Genomic DNA, 16,566 nt, shown 5'->3' on the forward strand with positions numbered 1-16,566 from the left:
TGACGAAGGCGGGCCCCCGCCGTTGCTGGCCGCCGCGCTCCAGCACCCAGGTGCGCCGCGCCGCCGGGTCGACGAGCGTGCCCACCCCTACCCGCGTCGCCTGCCTCGTTTCCGTGCCGTCCAGTCGCATGGCCCGAGGCGCCGCCCACCAGCCGAGCACCGGGGTGACGAGGTTCGCCGATGCGGTCAGCGCCGCCTCCGGCAGCGCGCCGAGCACAGCCACGTCGGACGGCTCGATGCCCGTCTCCTCCCACGCCTCGCGCAGGGCCGCGGCTGTGGGATCGCCGTCGTCGGCCGGCTCCAGCCCGCCGCCGGGGAAGGCGACCTCGCCGGGGTGGTGGCTGAGCGCTGCGGAGCGCACCGTGAGGACGACGTCGAGGTCACCCACCGACGCTCCCTCGCCGTCGGCGCGTACCCCGCGGGAGACCGCCCGCTCACCCACCCCGAACAGGACGAGCACGGCTGAGCGCCGCAGGGCGCGCCCGGACACCCTCAGCGCCCGCTCCCGCCGCGTCTCCAAACCGTCCAGGCGGGGCGCCGCCGCCACCACTCGGCGAAGATCGTCAACCACTCCCATGGGGTGAGGCTACGGCGTCGTCGTGCCCGACGGCGAATGCCAGTCCGGCACCTGTCTGCGCAGAGCCGGGGGCCTGTCACAATCCCTGACAAACGCCGTCGGCCGCCCCAAACGCGCGAGACAAAACGGCTTGATTCCGCGGTTTTCTGACACGGCCTGGCCGGGGCAAAGCCCGTTTATCAGGGATTCTGACACTCCGTCCCCTCGTGCCGGGGATGAAGCCCTCTCCTCGCGCAGGGAGTCATGGCAATACGGGGCTGCCGGCGGGGGAGAGGTGGGGAATCCGCGCTAGCCGGTAGCCTTGCCTCTATTCGACCCGCTGCGTTGAAAGGACCGCGCATGCCCACCGTCATCCCGGCGCCCGACCCGGCCGTCCTCGCCTCATTCAAGGGGCGCTCCTTCCTGCGTGAGCTCGACTTCACCCCGCAGGAGTGGATGACGCTCATCGGTCTGGCGGCGCGGCTCAAGGCCGACAAGCGGGCCGGCCGGGAGACGCAGTACCTCAAGGGCCGCAATATCGCCCTCATCTTTGAGAAGACGTCGACCCGCACCCGCTGCTCCTTCGAGGTTGGCGCCTACGACCAGGGCGCGCACACCACCTACCTGGACCCAGCCGGCTCCCAGATCGGGCACAAGGAATCCGTGGCCGACACGGCCCGCGTGCTGGGGCGCATGTTCGACGGCATCGAGTACCGCGGCGACTCCGACGCCAAGGTCATCCAGCTGGCCGAGCTGTCCGGGGTGCCGGTGTGGAACGGGCTGACCGACAACTGGCACCCCACCCAGATGCTGTGCGACTGCCTGACCATGGCCGAGCACGCCGACAAGCCGCTATCGGAGGTCTCCTACGCCTACGTCGGTGACGCCCGCTTCAACATGGGGCGCTCGCTGCTGGTGACCGGCGCTCTCATCGGTGCCGACGTGCGCATCGTGGCGCCTGCGAGCCTGTGGCCCGACGACGACGTCGTCGCCGCCGCCCGGCGCCTCGCCGACACCACCGGCGCCCGTATCACGCTCACCGAGTCCGTGGCCGACGGCGTGACCGGGGTCGACTTCGTCCACACCGACATCTGGGTGTCCATGGGGGAGCCCAAGGAGGTGTGGGCCGAGCGCATCGAGTTGCTGCGCGACTACCAGGTGAACGCCGCCCTCATGGCTCAGGCCGGACCGCAGGCGAAGTTCATGCACTGCCTGCCCTCCTACCACAATCGCGAGACCACGATCGGGGAGGAGATCTACCAGGCCACCGGCATGGACGGCCTAGAGGTCACCGAGGAGGTCTTCGAGTCGGAGCGGTCGATCGTCTTCGATCAGGCCGAGAACCGCATGCACACCATCAAGGCCGTCATGGTCGCCACCCTCGGCGACCCGGCCGCGGACATGCTGCAAGCCGGCTGAACACGAGTACAGGCATCTCCGGATGGTCGCTGCCCCGCCTCGGCGGCGCCGCGGCTATCCTGTCGAGGTGACCAGTCCGCCCCAGCGGGGCCCCGCGCCCGCATCCGCCCGCGGCGAGCTCGACCTCGACGCACTGCGCGCCGGCGTCGGCGGCCAGCTGCTGGCCGACATCGATCGCGCCGTCGCCTGGGACGTCGCCATGAAGACCCCCTTCCGGGGCCTGACCCGCCGGGACGGCGTCCTGCTGCACGGCCCGGCCGGCTGGGGCGAACTCGCTCCCTTCTGGGACTACGACGCCGAGGCCTGCAGCCCCTGGCTCGCCTCCGCCCTCGAGCAGGCCACCGTCGATCTGACCGCTCTGCCCCGCTACCGCGAGACGGTCCCGGTCAACATCACCGTTCCCGCCGTCGACCCTGCCCGCGCCCGCGCCCTGGTGACCGCCGCCGGGGCAAGCGCCGGCACCGGCCCCAGTCGCAACTCCGCCGGAAACGCCGACCCCATCCCCGTCACCGTCAAGATCAAGGTCACCGGCGCCCGCATCGCCGAGCGCCGCGCCCTGGCGGCCGACCTGGAGCGCGTTGAGGCCGTGCGCGACGCCATCGGGCCGCACGGGCGCATCCGCATCGACGTCAACGGCGCCCCTTCCACGGGACCCACCGCCGCACCCGAGACCACGTCGCTGCCCGCCCGGGGGCGCCGCGTCCTGGTCATCGGCGCCGGCCGCGGCCAGCTCGGGCTCATCCGCGCCGTCAAGCGGCTGGGGGCGACCGCCGTCGTCGCCAGCCTCACCGACGGGCCACCACCCGGACTCAAGGAGGCCGACGAAGCCATTGAGGTCAACCTGCTGGACCCGGATGCGGTAGCCGCCCAGGCGCGTCTAGCCGGGGTCGATGCCGTCGCCACCAGCTGCCTGGATACGGGCCTGGAGGCCCTGGGCACGGTGGTTGACGAACTGGGACTGCGCGGCATCACCCGCGCGGCGGCGAGGCTGTGTATGGACAAGCTGGCGATGAAGCGCCGCCTGGCCGAACGGGGCGTGCCCACCGCCCCCTTCCGCGAGGTGACCTCCCTGGAGGAGGTCGCCCCGGCACTGGAGCAGGTCGGGGTGCCGGCCATGGTTAAGGCCGCCGATCTGCAGGGCTCCAGCGGCGTGTTCAAGGTCGCCTCTGTCGCGCAGGCCCGGGACGCGTTCCGCCGTGCCCGCACTCTCAGTCGGCACGGCACCGTGCTCATCGAGCGTTTCCTGGACGGGCACGAGTTCGGGGCACAGGCGCTCATCCACGACGGCGAGCTGCTGCACGTCACCGTCCACGGCGACGACCTGGCCCCCGGTGGGCTGCCGATCCCGGTCGGCCACCACCTGCCCCTCGACCTGCCCGCCGCAGACGACACCGCGGCCCAGGCGCGAGAAGCCACCGCCGCCGCGGTGCGGGCACTGGGATTGGACAACTGCGCCGTCAACATCGACCTCATGGCCTGCGACGGGCAGGTGTACGTCATCGAGCTCAGCGCTCGGGCGGGCGCCAACGGCCTGCCCGAACTCATGAGTGCCATCCACGGACTGGACTACTACGAGCTCGTGGCCCGCGAGGCCCTGGACCTGGACGTGGCCGGTACCTGGCAGCGGCGCTCCCCCTGGCCCGGCGCGGCCCTGGCACTTATGCTCACCGACCCGCACACCTACGGCACCGTCGCCGCCGTCGACGTGCCCAGCGACCTGCCCGACTGGGTGGAGGACCTGACCCTGTTCCGCGGCCCGGGTGACCGCCTCGAGGGCTTCTCCTCCTCCAACGACTGCCTCGGCCAGGTGGTGGTGCGCGGGGAGGACCTGGCTCAGTGCCGCCAGCGGGCGCAGGATCTGGCCGCGCAGGTCTCCTTCATCATGCAGGAGGCGTCATGAGACGCCTCGTCATTCTGGCCAACGCCTTCCCCTACGGGAACTGGGAGCCGTTCCTGGCCACCGAGCTGGAGTACCTGACCGGATTCGACCAGGTGGACATCATGTCGCTGTCGGTGCGGGACGACCAGCGCGATTCCGTGCGCCCGCTGCCGGCCGCGAATATGACCGCCCACCCGATCCCCTTCCGCTCACGTCTGCTGTACCTGCTGGGCTCCTTCCGGGTGCTCGCCGACGCGAATCTGTACCGGGAGCTGCGCAGCCTGGCCCGGGCCCGCAAGCTCACGCCCTCCCGCGTGGTGACCCTGTTCGTCTTCCTCAGCCGCGCCCACCACGAGTCGGCCCAGATCCGCCGCATCCTGCGTGACGAGGTCGGAGCGGAGCCCGACGACGAGGTGGTCTTCTACTCCTACCGCTTCGCCTACCAGCCCTATATGGCCGCCCGGCTGCGCACCCAGTTCCGTCACAGCGTGAGCGTGGCCCGCGCGCACGGCGCCGACCTGTATGAGGAGCAGTCCCCCCGCGGCTACCTGCCGCTGCGCCAGCAGACAGTGGCTGATCTGGACCGCATCTACTGCGTCGCCGACTACGGTCTGCGCTACCTGCTGGACCGCTGGCCGGAAGCCGGACCCAAGGCCGTCGTCGCGCGCTTGGGCACCACCGACCACGGCACTCCCACCGCCATACCCGCGCGGGAAACCTGCCTGCGCGTTGTCTCCTGCTCGGCCATCGTGCCCGTCAAACGTCTGGATCTGCTCGTCGAGGCGCTCGCCGACACCTCGCTGACGGTGCAGTGGGACCACTTCGGTGAGGGAGTGCTGCACGAAGAAATAGCGGCGTTGGCGCAACGGCGCTTGAGCAAGAACGTGACGCTCACCTGGCGGGGCTTTGTGCGCAACGCGGACCTGGTCGAGGAATACGTGCGCTCCCCCCGACACGTGCTGGTCAATGTCAGCTCCTCCGAGGGGGTGCCGGTGTCCGTGATGGAGGCACTGTCGGCGGGCATTCCGGTGATCGCCACCGACGTGGGCGGCACCGGCGAGCTGGTCCGCACCGGCGTCAACGGAATCCTGCTGCCCTCCAACCCGACGCCGGCTCAGGTTCGCGGCGCAATTGAGCAGATCGCCGCCTTGGACGAGGCCGCCTATACGGCCCTGCGCCAGGGCGCCCGCCGCACCTGGGAAACCAGCTGTGACGCGCGCGGCCTGTACACCGACTTCGCCGCCGCTCTCACAGACCTGCTCGACGACGCCACCGTCGCCGCCAAGCAGCGTGAGGAGAAGGCATGAGCGCAAGCACGTCGTCGGGATCATCAGCGTCGCAGTCCGCCCGGCGTCAGGCGATCCTGCCGCTGGTGGGCCTGCTGTGCAATCTTGGCGTCATCGCGCTGGCCCTGGGTACTCAGGCGTCACTGGTCTGGACCCTGATTCTGCTGCTGTGGCTCAATGCGCTGCTGTTCGGGGTGGCGCGCCTGTCCGAGCGCGCTATTTTCGTGGCCTTCCTGGTGGCGTTCTTCTTCCTGCTGTTGGGACGCGAGATCACGGTGGACTTCTTCCACTATGAGGTCATCCAGGCGCCCCCGGCGCAGACCCGGCACCTGCAACTCTGCCTGACCCTGAGCCTGCTGGGTCTCCTGGCCGGAGCCCTGGTGGCCAGCTCGTGGCGCGCCCGACGGCGTCTGCTGGCTGAACCCACCGAGGCGCGTCTGTCCCCGCGGCTCTTCGCCGACCCGTCAATCGTCCGCTGCATCTACTGGGTGGTGCTCGTGCTGTCACTCATCTCAGTGGCGCTACGGGCGCGGTACGTCCTGGCCAACGGGTACCTGTCCTACTACACGGAGTTCTCCGACCTGGAAGACAGCTCCGGCTCCATGTACGGACTGCGCCGCATCGAGATCATGCTCCCCATGGTGCTCGCGATCTATCTGGGAGTGTTCCCGCCGCGCCGGCAGGTCACCGCCGCCAGCGCCGGCTGGGCCGTGTACCTGGTGCTCAGCCTGCTCACCGGGCAGCGGAGCACCTTCGTGGGCGGCGCGGTGATGCTCCTTGCCTACTGGATCGTGCGTCGTCACCAGGATCCTCCGGGCACCTGGCGCATGAGGCGCGGGGGCAAGCTCGTCGCCGCCATCGCCGTGCCGGTGGTCGCCATCGCGCTGGCGGCGGTCGAATCGGCGCGCGGCATCGGCGCGGTCGCCGCCGACACCGCCAACCGCAACCCGATTCTGCAGATGCTCTACGGGCAGGGCGTGAGCTCGTCGGTGGTCCGCAATGCCTACACCTACGCCGACTTCATTCCCCGCGACTGGTACACGGGCGAGTTCCTCCACTCCGGTGTGCTCGCCCGTCTACTGGGCTACCCGGTCTATCACGGCAACACCCTTGAGCACGCCCTCCACGGCGGTTCCTTCACCCACGCCTACGGCTACACGCTGTTGGGACCCCAGTACTTCTCCGGGCGGGGCAGCGGCAGCTCCTTCATCGCCGAGCTCTTCTACGACTACGGTTATGCGGGCGTTTTCCTGGGCGGGATGATCTACGGGGCCATCTGTATCTGGGGCTGCGCTCTCAAACCGGGCCAGCCCCTGCGCAATGGCCTGCGCCTGGTTATCGTGACGACCCTGCTATGGGCGCCCCGCGGCAGCGCCACGGGCTTCCTCACCACCTGGCTGTCCCCGAGCGTGCTCGTCGCCCTCGTCGGCGTGGCCGGGCTGTCCCTGGCCGCCGCGCTACTGCGCGAGCGCGGGATTCTCGACCCGCCCGCCGCATCCGTGAGGGGAACCCACCGCGCTCGGCGTACACCGCCTGCGAGCCTGCCCATGCACGCCCGTGGCACGAACGCCCAGTAATCCCAGTAATACCGACGGCTCGCGACACAGCCCGGGGACCGCCACACGACGGGGCCTGCGGCGCGGGCACACGGGCGTCAGTGGGTTTTATGAGTCAAGTTTTCTTGGGGATGGTGCAAATCCGGTCATGCGGTGACGGTTTTGACCGGTTGGCTGGGTGCGGCCTTATCCCGGAAGGTGCGAGCCGGGTGGCGTAGTAATTCGGGTGTGTCTGCGGTCGCAGCCGGTTGGAGTCCCTCGTGCAGCGGCGAGGGCTGTCGAGCGGGCGGCCCGCAGCCAAGATCGACAACGACGCACACAAGCTTGGTGCCATATACACGACTTTGCGTCATGAACACGAGTCTTGGAGATATGCAGGTGTTTCAACAGTGCACAACTCCAAAACTCGTGTCTTTGAGACAAACACGTGTTCATGACGCCGCAGCGAGCCCCTGAGCATGACACCGAAGACGTCCTCCGCCGGCTCCGGCCCGGCCCACCCCGACCCTGCGTGCATCAGCGCGAGTCAGCATCGCGTCTGCCGGTCTCGGCACGTCATTAGTGCCGGTTTCGGCATGTCATTAGTGCCGGTTTCGGTGAAGGCGGCGGGGCAGGCGCAGGGAGTCCCGGTGGACGTAGCCGTACACGCCCAGGGTCGCGTAGACCGCCAGCAACGTCACCGGCGGCCCACCGAGGGCGACTACCGCCAGGAAGACAGCGCACACGAGCAGCTCGGTGAGAGTGTCGGCGAGAATCGGCACCCCGATGAGCCGGTTGATGAGTACCTCCGAGGCGATCGACCGCACGGCCGAGACCACCGCGATGAGGAACACAGCGGCAGTCACCGACCCCCACGTATAGACGGTCCACCAGGTTCCTACCACCGCCAGGCCCAGGCAGGCCACGTTGATGACCGCCATCAGCCGCTCGCGCCGCAGCACCTTGAGGAACACCACCGACAGCCCGCGGCTCTTGGTCTCGTACACGCTCAAGGGGAACAGCAGCGCCAGGAAGAAGATCGCCTGGCCGTAGCGGGGCAGCCAGGCGCGCAACACCCAAGCCAACGGGAAGTACAGGCCCAGCATGAGCACCAACGGCGTGACGAATCGGGCCCGCAACGTGGCGTAGGCGCCGGCATAGTGGGTGCGATCCAGATTGCTCAGCTGCGGATACACCGAGATTGACACCGAGTTGACCAGCACCATGAACATGGTGGTGAACTGGAAGGCCAGCGACACCTGCGCAAACATCTCCAGGCCCCAGTGAGACTCGACCGCCCAGCGCACGACGAAGGTGATGAGCGCGGCGGCCAGGTTGGAGACCAGCACGAACATGCCCGCACCGCAGTCGGCGAAGAACTCCCGGGTGGCCTCCCAACTGAAGTCAGGTGGGGACAGGAACACGCCCCGGGCGATGAGCACAGCCACAACCAACCCGATCAGCTTGCCCAGGACATCAAAAATGATGAAGACGATCACCTCGCGGGCGCCCACCAGCAGCGCTCCGCCCACACCGACGAAGGTGACTAGTCGTTCCACCACCGTGCCCAGCGCGAAGGCACGCGCCCGGCCCGCGATCTGGAGGATGACGGTCACCAGGGTGCGTGACACGTAGAACACCGCACCCACTCCCGCCAGCACCAGGATCAGCCCCCGCTGTGGTTCTGGGGAGACCGCCCATACCCACACCACCAGGCCGATCCAGGCCGCCAAGTCCGCCAGCAGCAGCCGGATGAGGCCGGCCGACAGGCGCGGGCCAGGCATATCCGCATAGCGCCGACCCCCCAGCCGCAGGTAGACGCCGTCGGTGTAGCCGAAGGTCACATAGCCGAAGTACATGACGTAGAGCTGGTAGAGCTGCCACAGCCCGTAGTCGGCCACCGAGATGATCCGCGGCAGCACGAGCGTGAGCAGCGCCGCCGACAGCATGTAGAGCACATTGCCGACCAGCACCCATGACAGGCCCTTGGTCAGGGCCCGGCCGGTCAGGGAGGCGGTGGACACAGAGATTCTCCTCACATGTCATCGCGTGAGGGCACAGACGGGTTCAGGGCGCCAATCTGCGATGACCTGCTCCCATGCTGACCTGTGCGCACCGCGTCCGTCAAACGGCTCGTGTTTGACCCTCACCGCGTTTGCTACTTAAATGTTACCGGTCCTCGCTCCGCTTCCCTGACGTCGAGGCTGTGGCGGAATCACTCCAAATCCGCGCCCTTGACGTTGCTGCGGCCGTGAGGCTGCCGCCCTGACCCTTGGGTCGGTCTCCAGCCGAGAGGTATGTGACCAATAATGAGAGTCCCTGAACGTCATCAGCTATTTCTGCCCATCATCGACACCCTGTTCTGGCTGTTAGCGGCATTCGTTGCCTGCCGCCTGCACGGCGATGCCTTCGCCTCCGCCGCAGCACTGACCATATTCGCCGACGCCGCCATCGCCGCGGTCGTCAGCCTGTGTCTGGGCTACCTATGGCTGCTGACCTACCGGCGCCGCTACCAGGTGGGTTCCTTCGAGGAGGCCACCGCGCTGGCCGTGCAGTTCGGCGTATCCGCTGTGGTCATGCTGGCAAGTGCCGCTGCCTGGTCCGCTGCCACCGGCACCCCGCTGCGCGTGCTCGCGCTGGTCGCAGTCTTCGTGGCGGCGCTTATGGCCTCGCTCATGACGCGCTTCGTACTGCGGTTGATCGCCACCTACCAGACCTCGCGGCGCTACCAACGCGTCGCCCAGGACCAGGCCCCCACCGTCGTCGTCGGCGCGGGTTGGGTGGGTCAGCAGATCATCCACCTGACCAAGTTCGACGCCGCCTCCCCCTTCACCCCGGTGGGCCTGGTCGACGACGACCCCGCCAAGCGCAACCTGCGGATTCTGGGTGTGCCTGTACGCGGCACCGTAGATGACCTCATCGACGTCTGCACCGAAACCGCCGCCACGACGGTTGTTATCGGCGTAGCCGACTTCCCCGCCGAGCGCCTCAAGGCGGTCACCACCCGGTGCGCCGAGCGCGGTATCCGCGTCATGACGATTGTGCCCGTGCGCCAGATGGCGCGCCGCGCCCTGCAGATCTCCGACATCCGGGAGATCGACCTGGCGGAGGTGCTCGGCCGCCGCGAGATTCACACCGACGTGTCCCAGATCGCCGGGTACCTGTCCGGGCGCACCGTGCTCGTCACTGGGGCCGGCGGCTCGATCGGGTCCGAGATCGCCCGTCAGATCCACGGGTTCCACCCCAAGGAGCTGGTGCTGCTGGACCGGGACGAATCCGCCCTGCACTCCATTCAGCTCGACATTTACGGCAAGGGTCTGCTCGACACCCGCGACATGGTGCTGTGCGATATCCGCGACCGTGACGCGCTTGAGGCCGTCTTCGCCGAGCACCGTCCCGAGGTGGTCTTCCACGCCGCTGCCCTCAAGCACCTGCCCATGTTGGAGATGTACCCCGACGAGGGGTGGAAGACCAATGTGCTGGGGTCGCGCAACGTCATCGACCTGGCACGCCAGTACGACGTGCAGACCCTCGTCAACATTTCCACCGACAAGGCGGCCGACCCCACCTCGGTGCTGGGCCGGACCAAGCTGCTCGCCGAGCGCATGACGACGGCGACGGCTGCCGCCTGCGGGCGCCGCTTCGTATCCGTGCGCTTCGGCAATGTGCTGGGCTCACGCGGGTCGATGTTGTGGACCTTCAAGCGCCAGATCGAGGAGGGCGGCCCGGTCACGGTCACCCACCCGGACGTGGAGCGGTTCTTCATGACCATCCCGGAAGCGTGCCAGCTGGTGCTTCAGGCGGGTTCCTTCGGGCGCCCGGGCGACACGATGGTGCTCGACATGGGTGAACCGGTCAAGATCGTCGACGTCGCCCACCGGCTGATCGCCCAGTCGGGCCAGGATGTCCCCATCGAGTTCACCGGCCTGCGCCCGGGCGAGAAGCTCTCCGAGGACCTGGTCGGGCACGCCGAGCACGGCGAGCGCCCCTTCCATCCGCTCATCAGCCACGTACGCGTCACCGAGGCGCAGCCCCAAACGGTGGAGGATCTCCACGCCTGGGCCGTCGGCGAAGACCCGTTGGCCGAGGTCCCATCGGCGGTCGGGGCTGATGCCGCCCGCCCTCTCCCGGACTCGGCGGAGGCACTGCGATGATTCCCTTCTCGCCGCCCACACTCAATCAGGACGACATTGACGCAGTGGTTGAGGTGCTGCGCTCGGGCTGGATCACCTCCGGTCCCGTGGGTCGCCGCTTCGAGGAGCAGTTGGCCCAGCGCTGCGGCACCACCGCCGTAGTGGCGCTCAGTTCGGCAACCGCCGCCCTGGAGCTGGCCCTGCGTGCGGCCGGCGTCGGCCGGGGCGACGAGGTGATCGTCCCCGCCTACACCTACACGGCCTCGGCCTCCGTCATCGATCACGTCGGCGCCACCATCGTCATGGTCGACGGCGAGCCCGGCTCCCCCTTCCCCAGCGTCGAGCGCATCGCCGCCGCGGTCACCGACCGTACCCGCGCGGTGATCACGGTCGATCTGGCGGGGGTGCCCTTCGACTCCCGTCCCCTGGACGCCCTGCTCGCCGGGCGCGGCCGGATCGACGACGGCCTGGCCGCCGCCCTGGGACGACCGGTCATCATTTCCGATTCGGCGCACTCCCTGGGCGCCTCGCTGGAGGGACGACCCTGCGGAACTATCGCCGATTTGACCGCCTTCTCCTTCCACGCCGTCAAGAACCTGACGACCGCGGAGGGCGGCGCCCTGACCTGGCGGCCGGATCTGCCCACCGACGGCGAGGAGCTTGCCCGCTGGGTGCGCACCTTCTCGCTGCACGGGCAGACCAAGGACGCGCTGGCCAAGTCCCACGGCGCTTCCTGGGAGTACGACATCATCGCCCCGGCTTACAAGTGCAATATGCCCGACACGTTGGCCGCACTGGGCCTGTCCCAGCTGGGCCGCTACGAGCAGACCCTGGAGCGTCGGCGTGAGCTGCTGGCGCACTACGCGGAGGGCCTGGCCGGAGCCGGCGTCGAGCTGCTGCCGCACGACGGCGACGGCGTGGTCTCATCCGCCCACCTGGCCATCGCCACGCTGCCGGTGGCCGGGGTCGCCGAGCGCAACCGGATCATCCAGGACCTGTACGCGGCGGGGGTATCGGCGAATGTCCATTACAAGCCGCTGCCGCTGCTGACGGCCTACCGCAACCTCGGCTTCGACATTGCGGACTTCCCCAACGCCTTCGCCTTCTACGCCACCGAGGTGACCCTGCCCCTGCACCTGGCCCTGAGCGATGCGGACGTGGAGCAGGTGTGCACCGCCTTGGCGGGCGCCCTCACCGGCATCCGCAAAGCGGCCTGAGGCGCTGCACATCGCTCGCCCGACTCCCACCAACCGAGATGAAGGATCTTCAGCAATGCAGGAACTCATGACCCTTGTGCGCCGCGGACTGGGGTGGATCATCGCCCTGGGAATCGTCGGCGGCATCGCCGGCGGTGTGCTCGCCCAGACCACCGCCCCCACCTATACCGCCACTTCCATGGCTTACGTGCGGGTCGCGGTGGACCCGGAGGAGGGGGTGACCGGCTATTCCTACGCCTCCACCGTCGCCGACTCCGCGACCGACGGCTACCTGCCGGTCATTACCTCCCCGGCGGTCGCCCAAGAAGTCATCGACGAGCTCGGCCTGACCGAGACGCCGGCCGAGGTCGCCTCTTGGATCACGGCCACCCGCGTCACCGAGTCACCAGCCATCGAGATCCAGGTCGCCGCCCCCACCCGGGACAAGGCGATTTCGGTGGCGGACGCCGTGGTGGCGCAGGCTTCAGACAACCTGGAGGCGCTCACGGGCGACGACTCCCCCGTCAGCCTCACCCTGCTCAGCTCGGCACAGGTCGGCTCCGTGGCTCAGGCGCCCTCGTTGCTCCGTTACGTGGCGGCGGGCGTGGTCGGCGGCCTCATGGTGGGCCTGATCGTCGCCTTCGTGCGCGTCAGCGCCCGGCCGCGGTCCCGGGCTGCGCAGTCGGCGTCGTCGGTTCCGGATCGCACGCCGGCCTCGGACGCTGCGTCCCGGCAGGAGGCATAGCCGGTTCTCGCCGGGCAGCCGACTCGGTCAGGGGCAGCCAGGCGGCGGCCAGCAGCGCCGCGTCCGATGCGGCCAGCATCCGCACATGGTGTGCCCGGGCGACGTGCTCCTGCAGTTGCTGGGTGGAGACGGTTGGCGCTTCCAAGGCCAGCAGGAGCACGTCGGGGCCGGCGGCCAACGCCGCGTCGAGGTCGGCCAGCATCGCTGCGACGGCACGGCTTGCGTCGTCCACGACCAAGACCGTGTCGGCCCAGTATGCCGCCTGAGGGGCGTGCTCACCGCTCGCGTCCTCCGGCCCGGCCCCGTAGGTGGGGACTGCGGTCGCCCGGATCCGTACATCGACGCCGAGGCGGCGCAGTATTCCTGCCGCCTCCATGACCATGTCGCATACCTGCCGGGTAGCCAGCTCACCGCCGGGCCACAGCACGTTGAAGGTGGCGCGCTCACCGCGTCGCGAGCCGACCGGGCGGTCGACTTCGGTTGGCTCCCCCATGCAGCTCCACCCCCGTTCACATGGCGCATGTGCTCTCCGCCCTGTCGCACGGGCCGACGCAGTCCCCGATGTCGTCCGGACACCCGCGCCCCGCGGGGCCGTGGCACCGATGTTGCCACCGGCGCCGGGGCCGGTGGGCGACCGTCCGCCGCCGTCGCCGTGCTGACGTGCTCTTGAGTCCGTGCCGCAATGGAACGGGCCCCCGCCAGCTCGCGGCGACCGGTGACCGCCGGCCAGGCGACCATGGAGAAAGGGACCTCTCCCTGTCCCGATCAGGGGCGCGGGAAGTCGAAGATCTCCGCCGGGTTGTCGACGAGCACCAGGTTGCGGGTGTCCTCGTCGGGGCAGGCCTGGTACAGGAGCCGCAGGATCTGAGACTCGCTCGGCGGGGTCATCCCCTTGGTGTACTCGCTGGGGTGTGGCCAGTCCGTGCCCCACAGGACACGCTCGGGCGACTGGGCGAGCAGGATCCGCGCGAGAGTCTGGGACTCGGGGAAGTCCGGGTAGCTGCCGCCGTGGTACGGGGCGGATACCTTGACCCACGCGCGACCGGCGTCGAGGAGCCGACGAACCGTTTGGAAGGCCGGGTGGTCGGGGCCACCGTCAACGGGGATATTGCCGCGATGGTCAAGGACGAGTCGGCAGGGCAGCGAAGCAATAACGTGCTCCATGGACACGAGGCTGTCGCACCCCATCCACAGCGCCAAGTGCCAGCCGTGGTCCGCAGCGAGAGCGGCGGTGCGCTGCAGGGTCTCGGCATTGGCGCTGCCGCTGCGCACCATGTTCAAGCGCACGCCGCACACCCGGTGGCCCGTGAGCGCGTCGAGATCACGCTCGGTGGGCTCGGGCGGCAGAACAACGACGGCCTTGCTGCCCTCGCCCAACTGATCGACGGCGTCAAGCGTGCAGGCGTTGTCCGTCCCGTAGCACGAGGGCGTGACGATGATGCTGCGTTGCAGGCCCAGCGAGTCGCGCATGGCGCGGTACTGGGCGGCGGTGGCCGGGGGCTGGTGGCGCGTATCGTCAGGCGAGTACGGGAAACGCTCCGGGTCGAAAACGTGATGGTGGCTGTCGCAGGAGCCGACGGGCACCGCCAGCGGTGGGGCCGCGGGCGGGTAGGGGGCGGTCACCATAGTCCGATCACCTTCCAGTAGGGCAGTCCGACGACTGCGTATATAACGACCTGAATGAGGAGCATGACGGCCCCGAGCCTCCACCAGGTGCGTTGGTCGACATAGCCGCCGCCGAAGAACACTGCGGCGGGGCCGGAGGAGTAATGGGTGAGTCCCTGCTGGAGGGAGGACACAAAGGCCAGGACGTAGACCGAGAGCATGACCGGCGCCCCGGCGGCAGTGGCGACGGCGAGGAAGACGGGGTACATCGCGGTGATGTGGGCGACGCCGGAGGCGAAGCCGTACGTGGTGAGCATGTACACGACGCACAGAAGGATGAGGGTCGTCGGCCAGGCGATGCCGCTGAGCGCATCACCGGCCCACGAGGACAAGGCGTCGAAGAAGCCGAGGTCGCTCAGCGCGGTGGCCAGTGAGAGGATGCCGCCCATCCAGAGCATGGCGTCCCAGGCGGCGCTCTCGCCGATGATGTCCTTCCAGTTCATGACATCGACGATGAGCATCGCGCATAGCGCCGCGAGCGCAATCGCCGTGGCGTTGAAGCCGGTCAGCGGTGCGGTCGCCCAGCCGAGGATCGCGAAGATGAAGATGCCGAGCAGCCACTTCTCCTTGGTGGTGAGGGGCCCCATGTCGTCGAGGTTCCTCTGCGCAAGCGCACGCGCCTGCGTCGTGTCGGTGAGCTCGGGCGGATATATCCGGTAGACGAGCCACGGGGTCGCCACGATGGACACGACCGCGGGCAGGAGCGCCGCCCCGAGCCACCCTCCCCAGGACAGGTTCACACCCGCGACCTCGGAGGCGAAGGAGACAATGAGTGCGTTTCCGGCCACGGCCGTGACCGTGAGGGCGGAGGCGGTGATGTCGGTCTGGAAGACGGCCTGGATGAGGAAGGCTCCCAACCTGCGTGATGTCGGTCCGGGGCGGGAGTCGAAGACGTCGGCCGTCGAGCGGATGATCGGGTAGAAGATCCCGCCCGCTCGCGCCGTATTCGACGGCACAACCGGGCTGACGATGACGTCGGAGATCGCGAGCGCGTAAGCCAGCCGCAGGGGCGTGCGGCCGAAGGAGCGGATGAGCATATAGGCGATGCGGTGACCGAGCCGAGTCACCATCATGGCCCGAGCGAACAGGAAGGCCGCGACGATCAACCATACGACGGAGGCGGAGTAGCCCGACATGGCGGTTTTGACGTCCAGGGTGCCGGTCAGGATCGACACGGTCAGGGCGATGAGGGTGAGCACGCCCGTCGGCAAGGGCTTGAGCATGAAACCGACGATCGTGGGGACGAAGATCGCGAACACGTGCCAGGCGACCGGATCGATCGAGCCCGGCGCGGGAATGAACCAGAGGATGATGCCGATGGCCACACAGGCCAGGAGCTTCCCCAATCGTGAAGTCGTCATTGACTGCCTTTCATGGATATGGAGCTCCGTACCGGCGGGCGCCGGCACGGCGGCGGTGGGCGAAGCACTGCTCAGGAGAGCAGCGCGATGGTGTCGGCGAAGAAGGAGGTGGCGCCGAAGTTCCCGCTCTTGAGGACGAGGCGCGAGTCGGGGGCAGTGAGGGGTACAAGGACGGGCACGCCGGGGGCCGCGATCGGACCAATGCGGAAGGCGTCGTGGCCCAGGGCCCTGGTGACTGCGCCGGAGGTCTCGCCACCGGCAGCGATGATCTTGCGCACGCCGTCGAGCTGGGCGAGCGCGGCGATCTCGGCCAGGGTGTTTTCGATGAGACCGTCGACGCCGGGCAACTCGTCCGCCGGGATCATCTCCTCGCGCGTGGTGGCCGAGCAGAACAAGAGGTCCCCCTGTTTCGGGGCGTCGGCCCACACGCTCGCCGCCGTGTTCTCACCACTGGCGAGCTTGCGCGCATCGAGGCGGATGACGGTGCCGCCGCCGGACCGGTAGCCGCCGATCTGTGAGAAGCTCGCCTGCGAGCAACTGCCGACGAGGATGATGCTCCGTCCCTGCACCGGCGGCGTCTGGGCGACGATGCGCCGTCCGGTGCCGGCGACCCGCCGCCCCAGGGGCTCGAGGATGCCGGAGCCCCCGGTGAGTAGCCCGAGGTGCCCGAATCGCTCGACGATGAGGTCGAGGTCCGCGTTATCCTCGCAGTCGGGCACGGCATAGAAGGGCGTGCCCGCGGCGCTCCACGTCGCAATCTGCTCGGCGAGAGCGGCGGGGTCGGCGTAGAC

13 protein-coding genes are annotated in these 16,566 nt (G+C 68.9%); 7 read left to right on the forward strand and 6 right to left on the reverse strand.

Features of this window, described 5'->3' with window-relative positions:
- A partial coding sequence (locus RWX45_RS08510) for a CoA pyrophosphatase (RefSeq protein ID WP_316023300.1) occupies positions 1–577 on the reverse strand: 577 nt, incomplete at its 3' end.
- 339 nt (positions 578–916) lie between these two features.
- Here RWX45_RS08510 and argF point away from each other — a divergent pair.
- The 4 genes from argF to RWX45_RS08530 all read left to right on the forward strand — a co-directional run bounded on the left by argF (position 917) and on the right by RWX45_RS08530 (position 6,717).
- On the forward strand, positions 917–1,975 hold the full coding sequence (gene argF / locus RWX45_RS08515) for an ornithine carbamoyltransferase (protein WP_316023301.1): 1,059 nt from the start codon (positions 917–919) through the stop codon (positions 1,973–1,975).
- 67 nt (positions 1,976–2,042) lie between these two features.
- Positions 2,043–3,875 carry an ATP-grasp domain-containing protein gene (locus tag RWX45_RS08520; RefSeq protein ID WP_316023302.1) on the forward strand — a complete coding sequence of 611 codons (1,833 nt, stop codon included), beginning with the start codon at positions 2,043–2,045 and terminating at the stop codon, positions 3,873–3,875.
- Positions 3,872–5,161, forward strand: a complete 1,290-nt coding sequence (locus tag RWX45_RS08525) for a glycosyltransferase (RefSeq protein WP_316023303.1) — start codon at positions 3,872–3,874, stop codon at positions 5,159–5,161. The genes RWX45_RS08520 and RWX45_RS08525 overlap by 4 nt, the downstream gene beginning before the upstream one ends.
- Positions 5,158–6,717 carry an O-antigen polysaccharide polymerase Wzy family protein gene (locus RWX45_RS08530; protein ID WP_316023304.1) on the forward strand — a complete coding sequence of 520 codons (1,560 nt, stop codon included), beginning with the start codon at positions 5,158–5,160 and terminating at the stop codon, positions 6,715–6,717. Before RWX45_RS08525 ends, RWX45_RS08530 begins: the two co-directional genes overlap by 4 nt.
- Positions 6,718–7,277: 560 nt before the next feature.
- On the opposite strand, the gene RWX45_RS08535 is transcribed toward RWX45_RS08530, so the two are convergent.
- On the reverse strand, positions 7,278–8,699 hold the full coding sequence (locus RWX45_RS08535; protein WP_316023305.1) for a hypothetical protein: 1,422 nt from the start codon (positions 8,697–8,699) through the stop codon (positions 7,278–7,280).
- Positions 8,700–8,984: 285 nt separating this feature from the next.
- Between RWX45_RS08535 and RWX45_RS08540 the strand changes: the two genes are divergently transcribed.
- The 3 genes from RWX45_RS08540 to RWX45_RS08550 are packed head-to-tail and all read left to right on the forward strand — an operon-like array spanning position 8,985 to position 12,749.
- Entirely contained in the window at positions 8,985–10,829 is a 1,845-nt protein-coding gene (locus RWX45_RS08540) for a nucleoside-diphosphate sugar epimerase/dehydratase (protein WP_316023306.1), read from the forward strand.
- On the forward strand, positions 10,826–12,025 hold the full coding sequence (locus RWX45_RS08545; RefSeq protein ID WP_316023307.1) for a DegT/DnrJ/EryC1/StrS aminotransferase family protein: 1,200 nt from the start codon (positions 10,826–10,828) through the stop codon (positions 12,023–12,025). The genes RWX45_RS08540 and RWX45_RS08545 overlap by 4 nt, the downstream gene beginning before the upstream one ends.
- 55 nt (positions 12,026–12,080) lie before the next feature.
- On the forward strand, positions 12,081–12,749 hold the full coding sequence (locus RWX45_RS08550; protein ID WP_316023308.1) for a hypothetical protein: 669 nt from the start codon (positions 12,081–12,083) through the stop codon (positions 12,747–12,749).
- Here the strand turns inward: RWX45_RS08550 and RWX45_RS08555 are convergent.
- The 4 genes from RWX45_RS08555 to RWX45_RS08570 all read right to left on the reverse strand — a co-directional run.
- Entirely contained in the window at positions 12,655–13,242 is a 588-nt protein-coding gene (locus RWX45_RS08555) for a hypothetical protein (RefSeq protein WP_316023309.1), read from the reverse strand. The two genes, RWX45_RS08550 and RWX45_RS08555, sit on opposite strands and share 95 nt — an antisense overlap.
- A 272-nt stretch (positions 13,243–13,514) precedes the next feature.
- The gene (locus RWX45_RS08560; protein WP_316023310.1) at positions 13,515–14,375 is read right to left on the reverse strand and encodes an amidohydrolase family protein; all 861 of its coding nucleotides are present in this window, start codon (positions 14,373–14,375) and stop codon (positions 13,515–13,517) included.
- A complete protein-coding gene (locus RWX45_RS08565; protein WP_316023311.1) occupies positions 14,369–15,775 on the reverse strand; it encodes a DASS family sodium-coupled anion symporter in 1,407 nt (468 codons plus the stop codon). The genes RWX45_RS08560 and RWX45_RS08565 overlap by 7 nt, the downstream gene beginning before the upstream one ends.
- 71 nt (positions 15,776–15,846) lie before the next feature.
- Positions 15,847–16,566 (reverse strand): nucleotide-binding domain containing protein (locus RWX45_RS08570; protein WP_316023312.1); only part of this gene is annotated, 720 nt, incomplete at its 5' end.

The organism is Actinomyces sp. MRS3W, assembly GCF_032465695.1.
Lineage (GTDB): Bacteria > Actinomycetota > Actinomycetes > Actinomycetales > Actinomycetaceae > Actinomyces.